This window comes from Sphingobium rhizovicinum (assembly GCF_042647625.1).
Lineage (GTDB): Bacteria > Pseudomonadota > Alphaproteobacteria > Sphingomonadales > Sphingomonadaceae > Sphingobium > Sphingobium rhizovicinum.
In genome coordinates, this window is the sequence record NZ_JBHRVU010000004.1 from 1,218,878 (window position 1) to 1,237,926 (window position 19,049).

Genomic DNA, 19,049 nt, shown 5'->3' on the forward strand with positions numbered 1-19,049 from the left:
GGGCTACCCCCTTTCTTCGACAAAAGCCTTGAGGCGGGACAATGTCCCGTCCCATTGTCTCTCCACCTGATCCAGCCAGAGCCGCGCCGCCGCGATCGCGTCCCGACGCAGCGCATAATGGACTTCGCGCCCGTTTTTGCGGCGATGGACCAGTCCCGCGCCGTGCAGCACGTCCAGATGCTTGGCGACGGCCTGCCGGCTGATCGTCAGCCCTTCGCCCAACTGGACGATTGATCGCTCCCCGCCGGCCGACAGGCGCGCGATCAGCCCCAGTCTGGTCCCATCCCCCAATGCCGCAAACAGGGATGCCGGATCAGCGTTCGGCATAGCGCCTGACATTGTCGACCTGCTCGGCCCAGCCGCCTTCATTGTCGCGCAGCACATTGGATCGGCGCGGTTCGGGCACCTTGTCGAAACCGCTTTCCGTCACGGTCAGGCGGGTGCCGGTGGCGATCGGCTCCAGCACGAACTCCACCAATGTCCATTCCGGCACGCCGTTGCGGATCGCCTCTTCATCCCCGCCGGTCGCGGGCCATTCGAAGGCGAAGCGGGTCATCGGTTCGATCGCCACGGTGCGCGATACCCATGGGAAATGCTCATAGCCCGGATAGGTCATATGGCCGGTCGTCGCCTCTCCCACCGTAAAGGGCTGGTCCAGCGCGACCAGAAACCAGGCGCCGAATTTCTCATGATCGATGATGGCGTCCCACACCGTGGCGACGGGGGCGGCAATATCGATGCTCTTGATGATACAGTCGGGCATATAAGCAACCTCCTGGTTGCTTTTTATCCCTTTGCCTGATCATGCGCAAGCATTGAACCGCATTGTTTCTGTATCGTAATGTAAATTGATTTTATCAACTATCAAATATGTTTAAAGTTCCATATATGTAAAACTATAGCATTGTTGTGTATATAATAAGAAGATCAATCTTAATATGTGAATAATATCATTTTTTAAGTTCATGTTAGGAGCGGCGATGTTGTCTGTTGTTGCGGGGGGTGTTTTGTCTGGAGGATGAAATGCCCGAAGTGAAGAGCAGCGCAAAGCTTGCCGCCGTGGCCCTGATGCTGGTCGCCGGCGTGACGGTGTCGACACCGTCATTCGCGCAACTGAAATTGCAGAACAGCCCGATCCGTGTGCAGGTCGGCAACGGATCGACCCTGCTGGGGTCATCGAAACCCGACAGCGGAATCGGTGTCAGCATCCTGTCCAATCAGGTCGGCACCCATAATGGCACCAGCATCCGTCTGCTGGGTGACGAAACCATTGCCGGGCTGAACACCAACCTGTTGGGCGTCAACGGCAATCCGGAAACCACCCTGCTTCTTTCGCTCAATCCGACGAAGAAGTGAAAGCGCGGGAGGGCCGTGGATCGGCCCTCCCGGCTCTTGCGACGCCCACGCTTATGCATCGCGCTATCCTGATCCTCCTGCTGGCCGCATGTTCCGCCATTCCCGCGCTTCACGCGCAAACGCCGCAGCAGGAGGGCGGGCTTGTGCCCGCGCCCGACGTGCCGATCCGGGAAGTGCGGATAGAGGGCGCGACCATATCCCCCGATCTTGAACGGGCGGCGGCGGCCTTTGCCGGCAGGCCCGCAAGCGAAGCGGTGCTGCGGCAGGTCGCCGATGTGCTGGCGCGGACCTATGGCGCCAGCGACATTGCAGTCTTCGACATCAGTCTGGACAGTTTCTCGCCCGCCGATGGCCGTTTGCAGGTGCGCGTGCGCGAAGGGCATGTCGAACGCATCCAGATTGACGGCGGGCCATCCACCCGTCTGGCGACGCGCCATATCCGCGCGCTGTCGACACCGCTGGCTGGCGCGGGGCCTTTGCGCAAATCCGCGCTACAGCGCGTGTTGCGCCAGGTGTCCGACATGCAGGGTAACCGGGTGGAGGCGGACCTGATCGCCGGCGCCGCGCCCGGCGGACTGGTGCTGCGCTTTGGCGTGCGCCGCGCCGCTGCGCGCCGGTCAATCGGCTTCGACAATGGCGGCACGCAGATTTTCGGGCGGCCGCAGGCCCGTATCGGCGCCGGGCAGGACAATCTGCTGACTGGCGGAGACAGGTTCGATGTTCTCTACAGCCGCCTGCTCAGCGGCAAGGGGGAAGCGATGGGGGCCACCTATATGACGCCGCTGGGCAAGGACGGGGCGCAACTGTCTCTTTCCGTCGCCCACGCCCGCACCCGCTTGCCCGATTATGTCCTGAAGGCGCGGACCACCAGCCTGTCGGCCATGCTCTCCTATCCCCTGCATGGCGGCCCCGACACCGTCCTGACCGGCAGCGCAGGACTGGATGTGCAGCAAAGCCATGTCGATTTCTTCGGTTTCCGCCTGATCACGGAAAATGCCCGCATCGCCCGGCTTGGCCTCAACTGGTCGCGGACCGGGCCGCAATCCCGCGCGGAAATGTCTCTGTCCTTGTCTCACTCGATCGATCTGCCGGGCGCGCGGGCCAGCTGGTTCATCACCGACACCCGTTTTGCCAGGCTGCGCGGCAGCGCGGGCTATCATCGCCTGATCGACCGCAATCTGGTGGTGCGTCTGCTGGCGACGGCGCAATATAGCAGGGATGCGCTGCCCAGCGCGGAAGCTTTCTTTCTGGGCGGGGATAGCTTCGGGCGCGGGTTCGAACCGGCCATAGTAAGCGGCGACAGCGGCCTGGCCGGCAATGTCGAACTGGCCTGGGCGCCGCCCGTATCGAAAAGCGGCCGCCGCGCGGAACTCTACGCCTATCTGGATGGCGGGCGGGCAATCTATAATGCCCGGCCAATCTCTTATCGCGCGACCTATGATCTGGCGTCGAGCGGGGCGGGGGTCAGGCTGCGCGACGGGCCGCTGCGCATGGATTTGTCCGCCAACCGCGTGCTGGCCGACCCCTATGCCGGCTTTGGCGACCGCTGGCGGCTGCCGATCGGCGCGTCGCTGTCCTGGCCCTGAACGTGAAGACGATCGTGAAGATAGCGCGCAAACCCGTCAATACTGAGGGGCATCGGGATCATTTCAGGCTTTTGATTGCTCGGTTCGGCAAGCGCGAAGCGGCGAAAGAAATCAGCGACGATGTCCTCTACATCTTCAGGATCGATCCCGGCATCATGATCCAGATCGTCATCGCGGTGAGGGAAAATGTCGCCTTCGCCATAATAGGGGCCTATGCGGTCCCAGACAAATTCTGCCACCGCTTCATCGACGCCACTTGCGATCAATTGGTCAATCAGCATGGCAGGATTCATTCCCTGCCTTTTGGCCGCCAAATGCTTCGCGTGGCAGCGTGTTCGCCATTGCACCAGAAGAGCAAGGGCGCCGACCGTGGCCGGCACCGCTATCAATAGCGTGGTGAGCAGCGTCAGGCTCGCGCCTCTGTTCCGACGCTGTTGTGGCGCAGGGCGGTCAGCACGGTGTCTACGATGGCGTCGGCGTCAAGTCGCGCATCGGCATATTGTTTTTCCGGTTTGTCCTGATCCTGGAACATGTCGGGCAGGCGCATCGTGCGCAGCTTCAGCCCATTGTCGATCAGGCCAAGGTCGCTCGCCAGCGTCAGCACATGTGCGCCAAGGCCGCCGATCGATCCTTCCTCGATCGTGACGGCGACTTCGTGCGTGGTGAGCAGCCGGCGGATCATCGCTTCATCCAGCGGCTTGGCGAAGCGCAGGTCGGCGACGGTGGTGGAAAGGCCCTTGGCCTCCAGCGCTTCGGCGGCCTTCATGGCTTCCTCCAGCCGGGTGCCGAGCGAGAGGATGGCGACCTGACGCCCCTCGCGCACGATGCGGCCCTTGCCGATCGCCAGCGCTTCGGGAACGGCCGGCATGGCGACGCCAGTGCCATTGCCGCGCGGATAGCGCACCGCGATCGGGCTGCTGTCATGCACGGCGCAGGTATGCACCATATGCACCAGTTCCGCTTCGTCAGCGGCGGCCATCACCACGAAATTGGGCAGGCTGGCGAGGTAGGTAACGTCGAAGCTGCCCGCGTGGGTCGATCCGTCCGCGCCGACCAGCCCGGCCCGGTCAATGGCGAAGCGCACGGGCAGATTCTGGATCGCCACATCATGCACCACCTGATCATAGGCGCGCTGGAGGAAGGTGGAGTAGATAGCGCAGAACGGGCGCATGCCCTGCGCCGCGAGGCCCGCCGCGAAGGTTACGGCATGTTGTTCGGCAATACCCACGTCGAAGATGCGATCGGGGAAAGCCAGTTCGAACTTGTCGAGACCCGTGCCCGAAGGCATGGCCGCCGTGATGGCGCACACGGCTGGATCGCGCTGCGCTTCGGCGATCAGCGCCTGGGCAAAGACATTGGTATAGCTGGGCGGGCCGGGAGGGGCCTTGGCCTGCGCTCCGGTGACGACGTCGAATTTCTGCACGCCATGATATTTGTCGGCTGCGGCTTCGGCCGGGGCATAGCCCTTGCCCTTCTGCGTCACGACATGGATCAGGCATGGGCCTTCCGCCGCATCGCGGACATTTTCCAGAACCGGGATCAGATGGTCCAGATTATGGCCGTCGATCGGGCCGACATAGTAAAAGCCCAGTTCTTCGAACAATGTGCCGCCGGTCGCCATGCCGCGTGCAAATTCGTCGGTCTTCTTGGCGGCCTTGTGCAGGGGGCGGGGCAGGCGGCGCGCTAGTTTCTTGGCCAGATCGCGCAGGCCCAGAAATTCCCGACTGGATACCAGGCGAGCGAGATAGGCGGAAAGGCCGCCGACCGGCGGGGCGATCGACATGTCATTGTCGTTCAGGATCACGATCAGCCGGTTGCCGGCTTCGCGCGCATTGTTCATCGCCTCATAGGCCATGCCGGCCGACATGGCGCCATCGCCGATCACGGCAATGCCCTTGCCCGGCTTGTCCTGCATCTTGTTGGCGACGGCAAAGCCCAATGCTGCGCTGATCGAGGTGGAGCTGTGCGCCGCGCCGAAGGGATCATATTCGGACTCGGCGCGCTTGGTGAAGCCGGACAGCCCGCCACCCTGCCGCAGCGTGCGGATGCGGTCGCGCCGGCCGGTCAGGATTTTGTGCGGATAGCATTGATGGCCTACGTCCCAGACCAGCTTGTCATTGGGCGTGTCGAACACATAATGAATCGCCGTCGTCAGTTCCACGACGCCAAGACCCGAACCCAGATGACCGCCGGTAACGCCCACAGCGGCGATCGTTTCAGCACGCAGTTCATCGGCCAGCTGGCGCAACTGTTCGGGTTGCAGCTTGCGCAGGTCATCGGGGGTGTTGACGGTATCGAGCAATGGCGTGGACGGATTGGACATGGCGATGTGCCTACTCGCTTTCCTGCGCCAAGTCGAACCCTGACGACGCATTTGATGGCGTCAGGCGCTCCATCAGGGCGACGGCCTGCGCGAAGCGGGCGTTCCAGTCGCCGCTGATAGACGCCCAGCGCACACCGCTGCTTTCCAGAACGGCGCGGCTGATGTCCGCGAAGCGGGCGCGAACCGGATCGTCGCCATAGATGCGGACGGAGTCGGGCACCCAGGCGACGTCAGCCTCCATCAAAAGATAGAGATCGGCCTTGGGATAGGTCAGCAATTCCGGCGGGATATGACCGATCATCATCTCCGCCCAGGCGGCGGTCATCAGCGAATCAGTATCGGCAAACAGGAAGCGGCGGGCGTCGCTCTTTGCGGCGTCGATCATGGCGGCCTGCGTCCGGCCGATCACCAGCAAGTCCTGCTCGTCCATATCGACGCCATGGGTTTCGGCATGGGTACGGCCATATTCGGGCACCCAGACCGTGCCAAAATATCTGGCGAGCTTCTCCGCCAGCACCGATTTGCCGGTGCTTTCCACGCCATGCAAAACGATGGTCAACGTCATGCCGATGCCCGATCCATGGTGCGCCGCCAGGCGATCAGTCCATAAAGCGCGATGGCGAAGAAGATCGCGTAGAGGATCGACGTCGCGATCAGGCCGCGATGCCAGAACAGGCCGGTGGCCAGTGCATCGACCGCGACCCAAAGCAGCCAGCTTTCATATCTGCGCTGCGACTGGAGGATTTGCGCCGCCACGCTGATGCCCGCGATGGTCGCGTCGGCGAAGGGGGCTGCGGCGTCGGTGAAGCGGGCCATCATGCTGCCCCAGCCGAGGCTCGCGATCGTGGTGCCGCCGATCCAGAGCAGGCGCGCGCCATTGCCAAGCCGATCGACGGCGATGCCGCCATCATCGATCTTGCGGGCATGCAACCAGACCCACCAGCCATAGATGTTGATGACGAAGAAGAATATCTGGAGCAGCGCGTCGCTGTACAGCTTCGCGTCGAAGAATACGAAGAAATAGAGCGTCACCATCGCAAGGGCGAAGGGGTAGTTCCAAAGCGATCGCCGCGCCACGAGCAGGATGTTGACGAGGCCGAGCGCGGCCGCAACCCATTCGATGATGGTCAAGACTGGCGCGCCGTCAGTGGGCGCTGCATGTGCCGCGCATTTCGATCACCGCGCGCTTCGGCGTGAATCCGGCCTTTTCGGCGGCGGTGCGCAGGGCGCTGGTGATCGGATCGTCATCGATATGCGTAACTTGCCCGCATGTGTCGCAGACCAGGAAAATACAGTCGTGATGACAGCCCGGATGCGCATTGGCGATATAGGCGTTGGCGCTTTCCACCCGCATGGCGATGTTGTTCGCCACGAACAGGTCGAGAATGCGATAGACGCTGTTGGGTGCAACGCGCTTGCCGCGCGCCTTCGATACGGTGTCGGCGATGTCATAGGCCGAGGCAGGCTTTTCCTCCGCCGCCAGCGCATCGAAGATGGCCGCGCGCATCGGCGTCCATTGCTCATTCTGGGCCTCCAGAGTCGCACGAGCGGCGTCGGCCAGTTTTGCGCCGGTGGGTTCCTGATGATGGTGATGAGCGTGGGCCATGGGCTGTATCTAGGCGTGGACGCTGTTGCGGGCAAGATAGCGTGGATCAGGCGCGGGAGAAGCTCCATGCCGCCCAGAGCCAGCCGGCGATCATCAACGTCCCGCCGATCGGCGTGACCGCGCCCAGCCAGCGCGGCCCGCCCAGCGCCATGACATAGAGCGAGATCGCAAAGATCGCCGCGCCGATCAGCAGCAGGGCGGCGGCTCCGCGCGCAACGCCCAGGATCGCGATCGCGCCGACGGCATGGATCAACTGATAAAGACCGCCGGTGCGCAACCATTCCGCCGCCTTGGGATCCGTGACGCCATGGGCGCCGAACGCGCCCGCGCCAATGGCGAGCGCGGCGGACAGGCAGGCGAGGATAGCGATCATCATTCCTGTTTCTCCCCCCGGCTCAACAGGCGCATTGCCTTGCCGGGCCTGTACATCAGGTCCTTGGCCGCCAGCAGGCTGCCATGTTCGATCTGGAGCGCCATGCGCTGTTCGTCATTGGCGCGATACTGGCGCTCGACTTCCTCAACCTCTTCCTGCGGCACGCCCAGCGACTGCATCGCCTGCACACCCATGCAGATGGCCGATTCATAGACTTCGCGGACCACGCCGGCGAGGTCCATATCCTGAAGCGCCAGCACCTGTCGCCGGTCGAAGGCGCGCACCATTAGCGCTGCATGCGGGAAGGCTTCGGCGATTGGCTCCAGCACGCGGCTGTCGAGTGAGGGATCATCGATGCAGAAGACGATCAGTCGCGCTTCATCCGCCCCTGACCGCCGGAGCAGGTCGATCCGCGTGCCATCGCCATAATAGACCTTCATGTCGAACCGGCTGGACACTTCGATCTGGGCCGGTTTCTTGTCGATCAGGGTGACGCCAAAGCCATGGCCCATCAGCATCTGGGCGACGGTTTGTCCAAACCGGCCATAGCCCACGATGATTGCGTTGCCGCGCGGCGCGTCTTCCGGGCCGGGCAGGCCGCCATCATCCTTGGGTCTGGCAAATTCGAAGCGGCGGGCAAACAGCATCAGGAAGGGCGTCGTCGCCATGGAGAAGGTGACAATGGCGCTGAACAGGCTGGCCGCCTGCGGCGCGATGAGCAACGCGTTCTGCGCCTGCGCGAACAGAACGAAGCCAAATTCACCGCCTTGACTGAGCAACAGGCCGGCGCCCAGCGCCTGCTGCCAGTTCATGCCGAACAGTCGGGCAAGGCCGGTGATGATCGCCGCCTTGGTAACGACCAGCATGGCCGCCATCGACAGGACGAACAGCGGATTGGCGGCCACGGCATGCAGGTCGAGCACCATGCCGACGGCGAGGAAGAAGAGGCCGAGCAGGATCGAGCGAAATGGTTCGACGTCGGATTCGATTTCGTGACGATAAGGCGAATCGGCCAACATCACGCCTGCGATGAAAGCGCCAAGCGCGGTCGATAGATGCAGCGCATGCATCAGCGCAGCGGCGGCGAGGACGGTGAACAGGCCAACGGCGACGAACAGTTCGCGCTCTCCCATTCGCCCAACCAGCCCTAAGAGCGGGCGCAGGATGAAACGGCCGGCCAGCACCAGGCCGGCAATCGCCGCAACCGTGTAGCCCGCCATCATCCATCCGGGCGGTCCGGCGGCGTCGGCCGGATTGCGCGACAGGGCGGCGACGATGGTGATCAACGGGACGATCGACAGATCCTGAAACAGCAGGATGGAAAATATCTTCTCGCCGAAGGGCGAGTTGATGCGCCCGCTGGACTTGAGGCCGGGCAGAACCTGCGCGGTCGAGGAGAGGGCGAGCGGCAGGCCAAGCGCGATAGCCGCGCCCCAACTGAAGCCGGTCGAATAGAAGATGATCGCCGTCAACGCACAGCCGCACAGTACGACCTGGGCCAGGCCAAGCGCAAAAATGTCGCGCTTCAGCCGCCAGAGTCGCGCCGGATGGAGTTCGAGGCCGACGAGAAAGAGCAGCAGGACGATGCCGATTTCGGCGATGGCGAGCTTCGATTCCGCGCCGCCGACCAGCCCCAGACCCTGCGGCCCGACCAGCGCGCCCGCGACCAGATAGCCCAGCACAGCGCCCAGGCCGAAGCGGCGGAACAGCATGACGAAGGCGACGGCTGCGCCCAGCAGAATGACGCCTTCTGACAACAGGACGTCGGTGGCGCTCACGGCGGCATGCGCTTCCATCAGGCGTCGGCCATGCGGGCGGCTTCGGCGATCGCTTCGAAGCCAAGACGGATGGAGGCGTGGCGCGCAGGATAGCCGCGCGCCGGGGCGAGAATGGCAAGGCCCGGCCAGAAATCGAGATCGTCGCTTTCGCCCGCAAGATAGGCGGTCAGCCGATCGCGCGCGTCGGCCAGTTCATCCGCCGACATGCCAATCGCCTGCGCCGCCATCAGGGCCGCAGAAGCCTGCCCCAGGGCGCAGGCTTTTACGTCCAGACCCATGTCCGCGAGCCGGCCATCGGCCATCTTGACATCGACGGTGACGCGCGATCCGCAGGTGGGCGATCGCCGTTCCACGCTGGCCTGCGGATCTGGCAGGCGCTGGTGATGCGGGATGCTGGCGGCGAGCCGCAATATGTCCTTGTTATACAGGGGGGCACTCATGCCGCACCATGTAGGGCAGGAACATCGCGGGGAGAAGGCGGCAGTTCGTCTCAGGTGAAATAAGCTGGCCTGATCGCGCCCGCCCGCCTATCGCCGCTGCCATGAAGATACTGGTCGATGCCGATGCCTGCCCCGTGAAGGAGGAAATCTACAAGGTCGCCTGGCGGCATGAAGTCCCCGTGACGATCGTCAGCAACAGCCCGATCCGCATTCCGGCCCATCCTTTGCTGGACCGGGTGGTTGTGAGCGACGGGTTCGACGCCGCCGACGACTGGATTGCGGAGCGGGCGGACAAGGGCGCGATCTGCATCACGGCGGACATATTGCTGGCGGACCGCTGTCTGAAGGGCGGGGCGACGGTGATTGCGCCCAATGGCAAGCCCTTCACCACCAGTTCGATCGGCGCGGCGGTGGCGACCCGCGCGATCATGGCCGATCTGCGCGCAGGGGCGGTGGGTGATCCGATCGGCGGGCCGGCGCCATTTTCCAAGGCGGATCGATCGCGTTTTCTGTCGGCGCTGGACGAGGCGCTGGTGCGTCTGAAGCGAGGCCGCTGATGGCCGATCATGATGCGATCATTCTGGGTGCCGGGGCGGCTGGAATGATGTGCGCCAGCGTGGGTGGACAACGAGGTAGACAGGTTCTGCTCGTCGATCACGCCGATGCGCCGGGCAAGAAAATCCTGATTTCCGGCGGGGGGCGGTGCAACTTCACCAATATCCATACCGCCGCCGATCGTTACCTGTCGGCCAACCCGCATTTCGTGAAGTCGGCGCTGGGCCGTTATACGGCGCAGGATTTCATTGCGTTAGTGGAACGATATGGCATCGCCTGGCATGAAAAGACGTTGGGACAGCTTTTCTGCGACGGATCGGCTAGGCAGATCGTCGCCATGCTGGCGGAGGAATGCGCCAAGGGCGGCGTGACCATGGCGCTGGGCCAGTCGGTGAGCGCCATCGAGCATGGAGACGGCCTGTTCAGGGTGACGCTGGGCGATCGGGTGCATCGCGCGCCTGCGCTGGTGCTGGCGACCGGCGGGCCGTCCATCCCGAAAATGGGGGCGACCGGGTTCGCCTATGACGTCGCGCGGCAGTTCGGCCTGTCGGTGGTCCAGCCGCGCCCGGCATTGGTGCCGTTCACGCTGGGACCGGAAGAAGCGCTGTTCCAGTCCCTGTCCGGCGTGTCGGCCGAGGTCGAAGTGCGCTGGAACAAGACCCGCTTTCGTGAGGCGGCGCTCTTCACCCATCGGGGCCTGTCCGGCCCGGCGATGCTCCAGATCAGCAGCTATTGGCAGCATCGCACGCCGATCAATGTCAATTTCCTGCCGGATCGCGCAGCCGACTGGTTGCTCGCCGAAAAGCGCGAACGGCCCCGGACGAGCCTGCGCAAGATTTTGGCGCAGGCGTTGACGGAGCGTCTGGCCGATACGCTGCTGGAGCGGATCGAATTGCAGGGCGAAATCGGCAATCTGTCGGACAAGCTGCTGCGTCAGGCGGGCGCGAAACTGTCGGACTGGGCCTTTGTCCCGTCGGGCACCGAGGGCTATGCCAAGGCGGAAGTGACGGTGGGCGGCATCGCCACCGCCGGCCTGTCGTCGCGCAGCATGGAGGCGGCAAAAATGCCGGGCCTCTATGCCATTGGCGAAGCGGTCGATGTGACCGGCTGGCTGGGCGGCTATAATTTCCAATGGGCCTGGGCCAGCGGCTGGGCCGCCGGGCAGGCGATCTGAACCGGCAAGGCCAGCAGCCCAGCCCGTTCAGCGAACCTGCGCGCGAGCGGCCGAAATGCTGGCCTGCAAATGTCCGAGGCGGAAGGGCTTCGACAGGCGAACGATCTCGGGTGCGATCAGGTCGATACCCTGATAGCCCGATATGATCAGCACCGCGACCTGCGGATGGTCGACCCTGATGCGCAGCGCCAGTTCCACTCCGGTCATGCCGGGCATGACATGATCGGTGATGAGGATGTCCGGCCTATATCCTGCCTCCATCATGCTGATCGCCAGTTCGGCATGATCGATGTCGACCACATCATAGCCGATGTCGGTCAACATCTCGCGCGTGCTGTTGCGTACCAGTGGATTGTCATCAACCAGCAGAATCTTTCCCTGACTCGGCTCCTTACCGATTTGAGGAGTCGGCGTTTGAGCAATGGCCGGGGGCGTCTTCGCTTTGGGAAGCCAGAGTTGCACGTCCGTGCCCTGGCCGACTTCGCTGTTGATTTCCAATGACCCGCCCAGTTGCGCAGCAAGACCATGGGCCATGGACAGGCCGAGCCCGGTGCCATGTCCAGCGGGCTTGGTCGTGAAAAACGGCTCCATGGCGGACGCCCTGACCGCCGGGGTCATGCCGATACCGGTGTCAGCGATGCTCAGGCAAACATAGGCTTCGGCGGGCTCTTTCACGGTCAGTCCGGCAGGCAGATGAAAATTGCGCAGATCGCCGCGGATGGTGAGCAGGCCGCCCTCCGGCATGGCGTCGCGGCTGTTGACCACCAGATTGAGGATCGCCAGTTCCAGTTGATGCCCATCGGCCTGAACGGGCGGGAGAGAGGCGGGCACATCGATTGTCAGGACGATACGCGGTCCCAGCGTACTGGCGAGCAACGCCTGCATGCCTGTTACCAGATCAGATAGAAGGACGGCGGTTGGCTGCAATGGCTGGCGCCGCGCAAAGGCCAGCAGGCGTTCTACCAGGCGCTGCGCCGATTCCGCCGCCTGCATGGCCACCGACGCTGTCCGGCCGATGGTGTCGGGCGGCGTGTCTTCCGCCATGATGCGATCCAGCCCACCGATGATCGGCGTCAGCAGATTGTTGAAGTCATGGGCGACATGGCCGGTGAGCTTGCCCAATATCTCCATCTTCTGGACCTGACGCAGGGCGCTCTGCGATTTTTCCAGATCCTTGCCCTGTTCCTGCATGCGCTGGTCCAGTTGCAGGTTCAGGGCTTCGAGGGACGCAAACAGGCGTCCATTTTCAAGAGCGGTGGACGCGGCGCGCGCCAGAGCTTCAAGCAGGGCAATCTGGTTGTCCGTCGGTGCGCCGGCTTCGGACCAATAGGCACCCATGGCGGCAATCGGATCCCCCCGACCAATCGGCACCATCACCATGCTGCGGACGAAGGTGGTGCGGTATGCATCTACCGGAACGCGCGGGTCCATGAAAATATCGGGGATGACGGCCGTTTGCTGATTGAGCATGGCCCAGCCCGATACGCAGCGCTGCATTGGAAAGCGCTGACCCGACCAAAGCGGTTCCATCGCATCTTCCGCGACATAATGGCATTTGTCGCCGTCGCGCAGCACGACGGCGATTCCATCCGCTCCGGCCGCTCGCCGCGCGAAAGCGCGCAATACGGAAACGACGGCATCGACGGAACGGGCGCCGGCCAGCGCTTCCATGGCTTCTGCCGCCTGGCTCCAGCGTGCTGCCAGAGCCTTTTGCTCCGACCGGAAATCGCTGTCCAATTGTCCATTCATCGCGTTACCTCTCAGTCGAGAATATCTCCTTTACGCGACCTTATTTCAATTTGTTCCGTACCGAATATCAGACGAGCAAGGTAAATTATAGTCTAACTATAGTGATATGCCGCAAAAATCAGCTTTGGAACGGTTCGTAATGGATAATGAATCCATGGTTAATAAATCGTTAATCATTGATGCGCGCCTATTGCGGTGCGCCATCTTCACCTTCTGTCTGGGTCGGGGCGATGCGGGGCGGGGGCGTTCCCTGCGGTGGGGCAGGGATGGGCTGATCGGACGGAATCCGTAATTGATTGCCGCCGATATTCACCGTCATGCCGCCTTCATCCACCCCCACGCCGACATTGCCGATGCCGGTTTCCACGCTGACATTGGCGATGGCGTTGACCAGATCGGGGTCTTGCGTTTCCTCTGGGGCATCTTCGACCGGCTCGTTGATCGCGCCGCTCATGAAATTGCGCCAGATGCGCGCGGGCACGCCGCCGCCGGCTGCGCCGCCGGGCAGGGGGCTGTTGTCGTCATTGCCGATCCACACCGCCGTCACGATGCCGCCGGCATAGCCCACGAAGATGGCGTCACGGCTGTCCTGCGTCGTGCCGGTCTTGCCGAAGGTGCTGGTGCGCAGGGCGGCCGCGCTGCCGGTGCCGCGATTGGCGGCGGAAGACAGTAGGTCGCGGATCATCACCAGCTGATCGTCGCTGAAATGGCGCTGACGCTGCATCAGTTTCTCGAACCAGCCCTGTTCTTCGGGCGGCAGGCCATGGGCGATGACCGGATAGGCGCCGGCCGCGACCGAGGCATAGGCTTCGGCCAGTTCGACCAGCGGAATTTCCGACGTGCCCAGCGCCAGGCTCAAATCCTCGGTCAGGGGGGCGGTGACGCCCAGATCGCGGGCGACCTTGATCACGTTGTCGACCCCGACCTTCTGCGTCAGGCGGACGGCGGCGACGTTGCTGGAGGCGGCGAACGCCTGGCGCAGGGTGATGCGCCCGCGATATTTGCCGCTGTGATTGGCGGGGCGATAGGTTCCGGTGGTGATCGGCGTATCGTCGATCATGTCGTCGGGCGTCATCCCGGCGCGAAAGGCGGCGAGATAGACGAACAGTTTGAAGGTCGATCCCGGCTGCCGCTTTGCCTGCACCGCGCGATTGAAGCTGCTCTTTTCGTAATTCTTGCCGCCGACCATCGCGACGACGCTGCCGTCGGGCTTCATCGCCACCAGCGCGGCCTGCGCATTGCCCAGCGGCGCGCGGCGGATGGCGGCTTCGGCCAGGCGCTGGATGCGCCAGTCGAGCGTCGTGGGAATTTCCTGTTCGCCATAGACGGCGCCGGCCCGGTCGCGGGCGTGCGGAAGCACCCAGTCGGCGAAATAGGTGCCGCTGGTCGGGTCCGGTTCCTCATGCACGTCGAGCCGCGCAGGGGGTAGGGCGTTGCGCTCCGCCTGACTGATATAGCCTGCATCGACCATCGCCTGCGTCACCAGCGCGGCGCGGGCGCGGGCGCCCTTCAGGTTGGAAGTCGGCGCGAGGCGCGAGGGCGCCTTGAGCAGGCCGGCCAGCATCGCCGCCTGCGGGATAGTCAGCCGGTCGGGCGATCGGTTGAAATAATGGCGGGCGGCGGCGCGCAGGCCATAGACATTGTCGCCAAAATAGACGTTGGAGAGATACCGCTCCATGATCTGATCCTTGGTCAGCCATGTTTCCAGCCAGACCGCGATCAGCGCCTCGCGCGCCTTGCGGCCGAAGGTGCGGTCGCTGGAAAGGAACACGCCCTTCGCCAATTGCTGGGTGATGGTGCTGCCGCCCTGCGACGATCCGTCCGACCAGAGATTATGCCACATGGCGCGCGCGATGCCGCGCGGATCGACGCCCCAATGGCTTTGAAAGCGCCGATCCTCGATCGCCATGAAGGCTTGGGGGACATGGGCGGGCAGTTCCGAGACCGTCACCGGCTTGTCGATCACCGCGCCGCGCCGGGCGATCAGATGGCCGTCCGAAGACATCAGGCTGATGGCCGGCGGGGCAATGGGTTTCAAGGAGCGGGACAGGGGCGCCGTGACCGCGAGCCATGCGACCAGAATCATCAGCAGCGCAAGGCCGGCCGCGACCACCCAGCCGAAAATCTGGACCCGGCGTCGCCATGGGGTGGGCGGGGCGAAGGCGCTGGGCGGCCCCGCGCCAAATTCGCGTTGTTGCGGTGCGGCGGGATCGACTGGGGCAGACTCGGTCATGGGTTCGTTCATGCTGTATTGTTCACATCATACAGTCAAGCCTGTCCCGAAGCGGGACAAGCGCAGATTAGTCATTATTCGCAGTGGTCTAAATGGTAAATTATTCGTTAACCAATCATCATGCGCACTCGACCTCTCGTCCTCACCAGCGAATCCGCCCGGCATCCTTTTCGTCAGCGTCTGCCCGCGCATGTGCTGCGGGTGCGTGACGACAAGACGGGCAGCGCAAAGCGGCCGGTGGATGACGACAGCGACTGGAAATTATTTGCGCTGAGCTTCTGCGCTTTCTTCACGGCCTTTTACAGCTTCATTTTCTAAGCCGCCGCTTTTCAGTGGCATAGGGGGCCGTCGCACGCCTTGTGCAGTTTCCACGCCATGGCGGCGCAGGGCAGGGTCAGGATGGCGACCAGCAGCAATTGCATCACCACCGACACGCCGGCGATGCTGAGGCCGATGGCGCAGAGCGATCCCACCACCATCGCGCCGGAATTGACGATGTTGTTGGCCGCCACGGTGCGCGCCGCCTCACATTTTTCGACGGTCGTGGTCAGGAAGGCGTAGAGCGGCACCACGAACATGCCGCCGAAGGTCGCGACGCCCAGCAGGCAGAGCGAGAGCGGGATGGCCAGCGGATGGGCCAGAAACCCGCCCAGCGAGAGCATCTGGCCGTTCGGGGCCGGCGTCCAGAGGTCGCACACGATATGGAAGGCGACGATGCACAACCCCATGCCAATGACGGAGGCGGGCGCATATTTGGCCGAGACATGGCCCTGCAACAGCCGGTTGATCGCGACGGATCCGATGGCGATGCCGATCGAGAAGATGGCGAGAAACAGGCTGGCGACCGGCTTGTCGGCGGTGAGCACATTCTTCACCAGCGGGGGGAACTGGATGAACAGGATCGATCCGACCGCCCAGAACAGGCTAATCGACATGATCGCCAGAAACAGGCGGCGGATGTGCATCGTGCCGCGCACCAGCGCGATCGACGATCGGATGATGTGAAAGTCGATCGGCTGCGCTTCCAGCAGCGACGGGGCCGAGGGCACTTTTCGTCCCGCAACATAGCCGATTAGCGCGGTGATGATGATGCCGACCGCGGCGGCCTCCACCGGGATGATGCCGGCCAGGATCGTTCCGGCCAGGATCGCGATATAGGTGCCCGCTTCGACCAGTCCTGTGCCGCCCAGAACTTCATCATCATGCAGATGCTGGGGCAGGATGGCGTATTTGATCGGGCCGAAGAAGGTGGAATGAATGCCCATGGCGAACAGCGCGGCCAGCAGCAGCGGGATGGCTAGCGTATGGATGGCAAAGCCGCTCCAGATCAGCGCCAGACCGACCGCGCCCACGGCCATGATGACGATTTCGGCCGCCTTGACCCAGCGGATGATGAGCGCCTTGTCGCGCTGGTCCGCCAGCTGGCCCGACAGCGCCGACAGCAGGAAGAAGGGCAGGATGAACAGGCCGGTCGCCAGCGCGCTGAACCAGGTTTCGGAGCGTTCGTCATTATAGACCTGATAGACGACGAACAGAACCATCGCGTTCTTGAACAGATTGTCGTTGAACGCACCCAGCAACTGGGTGATGAAAAGCGGCAGAAAACGCCGCTTGTTCAGGAGCCTGAGCGAGGCTTGCATATATTTGGGGGTCTTCTTTCCCGTTAGCGACCGGGCCGGGGTCTAGCGGTTGGCGGCGGCGCTGTCCAATGTTGCATCGCTTGCCTTGTGCACTGTCCCGGACTGTGGCACTTGCCGGCCATGCTGACGCTGCCCAACCTGCTGACGCTTTCGCGCATCCTGACCGTGCCCTTGCTGGTCGCCCTGTTGTGGCCGGCCGAAATCGGCGCGCGCTGGACCACCGGCTATGCGCTGGCGTTCGGCCTTTACTGCCTGATGGGCATTACCGACTATTTCGACGGCTATCTGGCGCGGGCGCAAGGCACGGTGTCGAAGCTGGGCGTGTTCCTGGACCCGATCGCCGACAAGATCATGGTTGGCGCGGTCATCCTGATGCTGGCGGCGACGCGGGACATTGCCGGGATGCATATCATCGCCGCGATGATCATTTTGCTGCGCGAGATCGCCGTGTCGGGCCTGCGCGAATTTCTGGCCGGGTTGCAGGTGTCGGTGCCGGTGTCGCGGCTGGCCAAGTGGAAGACGACGTTCCAGATCATTGCGCTGGGCGCCCTCATCCTGGCCGGCGCGGTGCCGCATTTCCCCTTCGTGCAGAGCGTGGGCATCGTGACCCTGTGGGCTGCGGCGATCCTGACGCTGATTACGGGCTGGGATTATCTGCGCGTTGGCATAAGGCATATGGATTGAGCGCGATGGTGACGATCGTCTATTTCGCCTGGGTGCGTGAGGCGATTGGCCGGGACGAGGAGCAGGTCGAGCGGCCGGCGCCCGGTGCGACGATCGCCGATCTGATCGCGATGCTGGCGGCGCGGGGTGGTGGCTATGCGCAGGGGCTGGGCGACGCGGGGCGGCTGCGCGCGGCGATCGACCAGCATTTCGTGCCGATCGACACGATGATCGGCGACGCGCGCGAGGTGGCGATCTTTCCCCCGGTAACGGGTGGATGAAGCGGATCAGCGTCCGGGCGGAGGATTTCGACGTTGCCGGCGAACTGGCGGCGCTCGAAGCGCTGGGGGGCGGCGGCGTGGCGAGCTTTACCGGCGTGGTGCGTGGGGAGGGCGGCCTCATCGCGCTGGAACTGGAGCATTATCCGGCGATGACGCAGGCGCAGGTCGAGCGGATCGTGGAGGAGGCCATGACGCGCTGGCCGCTGCTGGGCGTCAGCGTGATCCACCGTTTCGGGCGGCTGGAGCCGGGCGCGCGGATCGTGTTCGTCGGCACGGCGTCGCGGCATCGGACGGCTGCGCTGGAAAGCTGCGCCTTCCTGATCGACTGGCTGAAATCGCACGCGCCCTTCTGGAAGAAGGAGCATTTCGCCGACGGCGCGACCGCGTGGGTCGAAGCGCGCGCGGAAGATGAGGCCAAAACGAAGGGCTGGGGCGCTTAACTTCGCATATTTCCCGCCAAATAAGACATTTTCATGCGCGAGCCTGATCCTATCGGAAAGTGGGTGGGGTGCGACAGGGGAAAGAGCCGGGCGCGATTATTGGCATTTGGGGCAGTGTAGGACAGGCGTTGGCCTGCATGCCGAAGGGTTTCCGCATTGGGTACGGTTGTGCTACAATGTATGTAGCTTGTAACACATGAGGCTGAGCGGCATGGGCGAATCCACCTTTACGTTTCGGGTCGATGAGGCTTTGAAAAGCGCCTTCGCTGACGCAGCCAGAGCCGATGACCGCACCGGCGCGCAACTCATCCGTGATTTCATGCGGGATTATGTGGCGGGGCAGCATGATGCGGTCGCGCATGATGCATGGTTTCGCCGACAGGTGCAGGTAGGGCTTGATTCTGCCAATGCTGGACGTCTGATCCCGGATGCGGAAGTGGAAGAGACGTTCGCGGCCCGCCGCGCTGCAACCCGGCGGCGTCTCGCTGCTTCCGAATGAAAGCCGTTTTGTGGACGCCCGAAGCGATACAGGACCGCGACATAATCTATGAACGGATCGAAGCCGACAATCCGGCTGCGGCCGCCGATCTGGACGAATTATTCGAACGGAAATCTGGAGCTTTGGCTACGCATTCTGCATTGGGGGCGACCCGGCCGCGTAACCGGGACGCGGGAGTTGATTGTCCACCGCAATTACATGCTGATCTATGACGTAGTGGGCGATGTGGTTCGCATCCTGCGCATTCTGCATACGCGCCGCCAATGGCCGCAGGTGCATGAGTGAGTGGGCGGAGCAGATGTCATCTGATTAGTTGGCATCAGTGAATGGCAGCTTTGGGTGGATGGCGGACT

Annotated in this window: 23 protein-coding genes and 1 pseudogene; 12 read left to right on the plus strand and 12 right to left on the minus strand. The window is 63.4% G+C overall.

What is annotated here, in order from left to right; translation table 11 throughout:
- Positions 1-3: 3 nt before the first annotated feature.
- Together ACFOKF_RS07300 and ACFOKF_RS07305 are read right to left on the minus strand one after the other, a co-directional pair.
- Positions 4-327 (minus strand): ArsR/SmtB family transcription factor, encoded by a 324-nt coding sequence (locus tag ACFOKF_RS07300; protein ID WP_380794459.1) that lies wholly within the window; start codon positions 325-327, stop codon positions 4-6.
- Positions 314-763 (minus strand): SRPBCC family protein, encoded by a 450-nt coding sequence (locus ACFOKF_RS07305; protein ID WP_380794462.1) that lies wholly within the window; start codon positions 761-763, stop codon positions 314-316. The genes ACFOKF_RS07300 and ACFOKF_RS07305 overlap by 14 nt, the downstream gene beginning before the upstream one ends.
- A gap of 260 nt (positions 764-1,023) precedes the next feature.
- Here ACFOKF_RS07305 and ACFOKF_RS07310 point away from each other — a divergent pair, with 260 nt between their 5' ends.
- From ACFOKF_RS07310 to ACFOKF_RS07320, 3 genes are read left to right on the plus strand one after another with little or no spacing between them, the layout of a single operon-like run.
- Complete coding sequence (locus ACFOKF_RS07310; RefSeq protein WP_380794464.1) at positions 1,024-1,356, plus strand: hypothetical protein; 333 nt, start codon at positions 1,024-1,026, stop codon at positions 1,354-1,356.
- 53 nt (positions 1,357-1,409) lie between these two features.
- Entirely contained in the window at positions 1,410-2,942 is a 1,533-nt protein-coding gene (locus tag ACFOKF_RS07315) for a ShlB/FhaC/HecB family hemolysin secretion/activation protein (RefSeq protein ID WP_380794466.1), read from the plus strand.
- A gap of 2 nt (positions 2,943-2,944) precedes the next feature.
- Entirely contained in the window at positions 2,945-3,334 is a 390-nt protein-coding gene (locus tag ACFOKF_RS07320) for a hypothetical protein (RefSeq protein ID WP_380794467.1), read from the plus strand.
- A 14-nt stretch (positions 3,335-3,348) separates the two neighbouring features.
- On the opposite strand, the gene dxs is transcribed toward ACFOKF_RS07320, so the two are convergent.
- The 7 genes from dxs to ACFOKF_RS07355 are packed head-to-tail and all read right to left on the minus strand — an operon-like array spanning position 3,349 to position 9,462.
- A complete protein-coding gene (gene dxs / locus ACFOKF_RS07325; RefSeq protein ID WP_380794470.1) occupies positions 3,349-5,265 on the minus strand; it encodes a 1-deoxy-D-xylulose-5-phosphate synthase in 1,917 nt (638 codons plus the stop codon).
- Positions 5,266-5,275: 10 nt separating this feature from the next.
- Positions 5,276-5,830 (minus strand): AAA family ATPase, encoded by a 555-nt coding sequence (locus ACFOKF_RS07330; RefSeq protein WP_380794473.1) that lies wholly within the window; start codon positions 5,828-5,830, stop codon positions 5,276-5,278.
- Complete coding sequence (pnuC, locus tag ACFOKF_RS07335; RefSeq protein WP_380794474.1) at positions 5,827-6,396, minus strand: nicotinamide riboside transporter PnuC; 570 nt, start codon at positions 6,394-6,396, stop codon at positions 5,827-5,829. Before pnuC ends, ACFOKF_RS07330 begins: the two co-directional genes overlap by 4 nt.
- A gap of 13 nt (positions 6,397-6,409) precedes the next feature.
- A complete protein-coding gene (locus tag ACFOKF_RS07340) occupies positions 6,410-6,871 on the minus strand; it encodes a Fur family transcriptional regulator (protein ID WP_380794476.1) in 462 nt (153 codons plus the stop codon).
- A 46-nt stretch (positions 6,872-6,917) separates the two neighbouring features.
- A complete protein-coding gene (locus ACFOKF_RS07345) occupies positions 6,918-7,244 on the minus strand; it encodes a DUF423 domain-containing protein (protein ID WP_380797703.1) in 327 nt (108 codons plus the stop codon).
- On the minus strand, positions 7,244-9,040 hold the full coding sequence (locus ACFOKF_RS07350) for a cation:proton antiporter domain-containing protein (RefSeq protein ID WP_380794478.1): 1,797 nt from the start codon (positions 9,038-9,040) through the stop codon (positions 7,244-7,246). The genes ACFOKF_RS07345 and ACFOKF_RS07350 overlap by 1 nt, the downstream gene beginning before the upstream one ends.
- Positions 9,040-9,462, minus strand: a complete 423-nt coding sequence (locus ACFOKF_RS07355; protein ID WP_380794481.1) for an iron-sulfur cluster assembly scaffold protein — start codon at positions 9,460-9,462, stop codon at positions 9,040-9,042. Before ACFOKF_RS07355 ends, ACFOKF_RS07350 begins: the two co-directional genes overlap by 1 nt.
- Positions 9,463-9,563: 101 nt before the next feature.
- Between ACFOKF_RS07355 and ACFOKF_RS07360 the strand changes: the two genes are divergently transcribed.
- Together ACFOKF_RS07360 and ACFOKF_RS07365 are read left to right on the plus strand one after the other, a co-directional pair.
- Entirely contained in the window at positions 9,564-10,019 is a 456-nt protein-coding gene (locus ACFOKF_RS07360) for a YaiI/YqxD family protein (protein WP_380794484.1), read from the plus strand.
- Complete coding sequence (locus ACFOKF_RS07365) at positions 10,019-11,191, plus strand: BaiN/RdsA family NAD(P)/FAD-dependent oxidoreductase (protein ID WP_380794487.1); 1,173 nt, start codon at positions 10,019-10,021, stop codon at positions 11,189-11,191. The genes ACFOKF_RS07360 and ACFOKF_RS07365 overlap by 1 nt, the downstream gene beginning before the upstream one ends.
- Positions 11,192-11,218: 27 nt before the next feature.
- On the opposite strand, the gene ACFOKF_RS07370 is transcribed toward ACFOKF_RS07365, so the two are convergent.
- Together ACFOKF_RS07370 and ACFOKF_RS07375 are read right to left on the minus strand one after the other, a co-directional pair.
- Positions 11,219-12,940 carry a GAF domain-containing hybrid sensor histidine kinase/response regulator gene (locus ACFOKF_RS07370; RefSeq protein WP_380794490.1) on the minus strand — a complete coding sequence of 574 codons (1,722 nt, stop codon included), beginning with the start codon at positions 12,938-12,940 and terminating at the stop codon, positions 11,219-11,221.
- 187 nt (positions 12,941-13,127) lie between these two features.
- On the minus strand, positions 13,128-15,185 hold the full coding sequence (locus tag ACFOKF_RS07375; protein WP_380794493.1) for a transglycosylase domain-containing protein: 2,058 nt from the start codon (positions 15,183-15,185) through the stop codon (positions 13,128-13,130).
- A 108-nt stretch (positions 15,186-15,293) separates the two neighbouring features.
- On the opposite strand from ACFOKF_RS07375, the gene ACFOKF_RS07380 reads away from it, so the two are divergent.
- The gene (locus ACFOKF_RS07380; RefSeq protein ID WP_380794494.1) at positions 15,294-15,491 is read left to right on the plus strand and encodes a hypothetical protein; all 198 of its coding nucleotides are present in this window, start codon (positions 15,294-15,296) and stop codon (positions 15,489-15,491) included.
- A gap of 11 nt (positions 15,492-15,502) precedes the next feature.
- Here ACFOKF_RS07380 and ACFOKF_RS07385 read toward each other — a convergent pair whose 3' ends face one another.
- A complete protein-coding gene (locus ACFOKF_RS07385; RefSeq protein WP_380794496.1) occupies positions 15,503-16,813 on the minus strand; it encodes an MFS transporter in 1,311 nt (436 codons plus the stop codon).
- A 120-nt stretch (positions 16,814-16,933) separates the two neighbouring features.
- Here ACFOKF_RS07385 and pgsA point away from each other — a divergent pair, with 120 nt between their 5' ends.
- From pgsA to ACFOKF_RS07415, 6 genes and pseudogenes are all read left to right on the plus strand, one after another.
- Positions 16,934-17,497 carry a CDP-diacylglycerol--glycerol-3-phosphate 3-phosphatidyltransferase gene (pgsA, locus tag ACFOKF_RS07390; RefSeq protein WP_298401717.1) on the plus strand — a complete coding sequence of 188 codons (564 nt, stop codon included), beginning with the start codon at positions 16,934-16,936 and terminating at the stop codon, positions 17,495-17,497.
- 5 nt (positions 17,498-17,502) lie between these two features.
- Positions 17,503-17,757: a molybdopterin converting factor subunit 1 gene (gene moaD, locus ACFOKF_RS07395; RefSeq protein ID WP_380797704.1), complete on the plus strand. Its 255-nt coding sequence runs from the start codon at positions 17,503-17,505 to the stop codon at positions 17,755-17,757.
- Positions 17,754-18,197 (plus strand): molybdenum cofactor biosynthesis protein MoaE, encoded by a 444-nt coding sequence (locus tag ACFOKF_RS07400; RefSeq protein WP_380794498.1) that lies wholly within the window; start codon positions 17,754-17,756, stop codon positions 18,195-18,197. Before moaD ends, ACFOKF_RS07400 begins: the two co-directional genes overlap by 4 nt.
- Before the next feature lie 211 nt (positions 18,198-18,408).
- Positions 18,409-18,696 (plus strand): CopG family ribbon-helix-helix protein, encoded by a 288-nt coding sequence (locus ACFOKF_RS07405; protein ID WP_380794500.1) that lies wholly within the window; start codon positions 18,409-18,411, stop codon positions 18,694-18,696.
- Positions 18,693-18,776, plus strand: a pseudogene (locus tag ACFOKF_RS07410) (hypothetical protein); the annotation flags it as partial. The gene ACFOKF_RS07405 and the pseudogene ACFOKF_RS07410, both read left to right, overlap by 4 nt.
- A complete protein-coding gene (locus tag ACFOKF_RS07415; RefSeq protein WP_380794502.1) occupies positions 18,745-18,981 on the plus strand; it encodes a type II toxin-antitoxin system RelE/ParE family toxin in 237 nt (78 codons plus the stop codon). The pseudogene ACFOKF_RS07410 and the gene ACFOKF_RS07415, both read left to right, overlap by 32 nt.
- Positions 18,982-19,049: the final 68 nt, after the last annotated feature.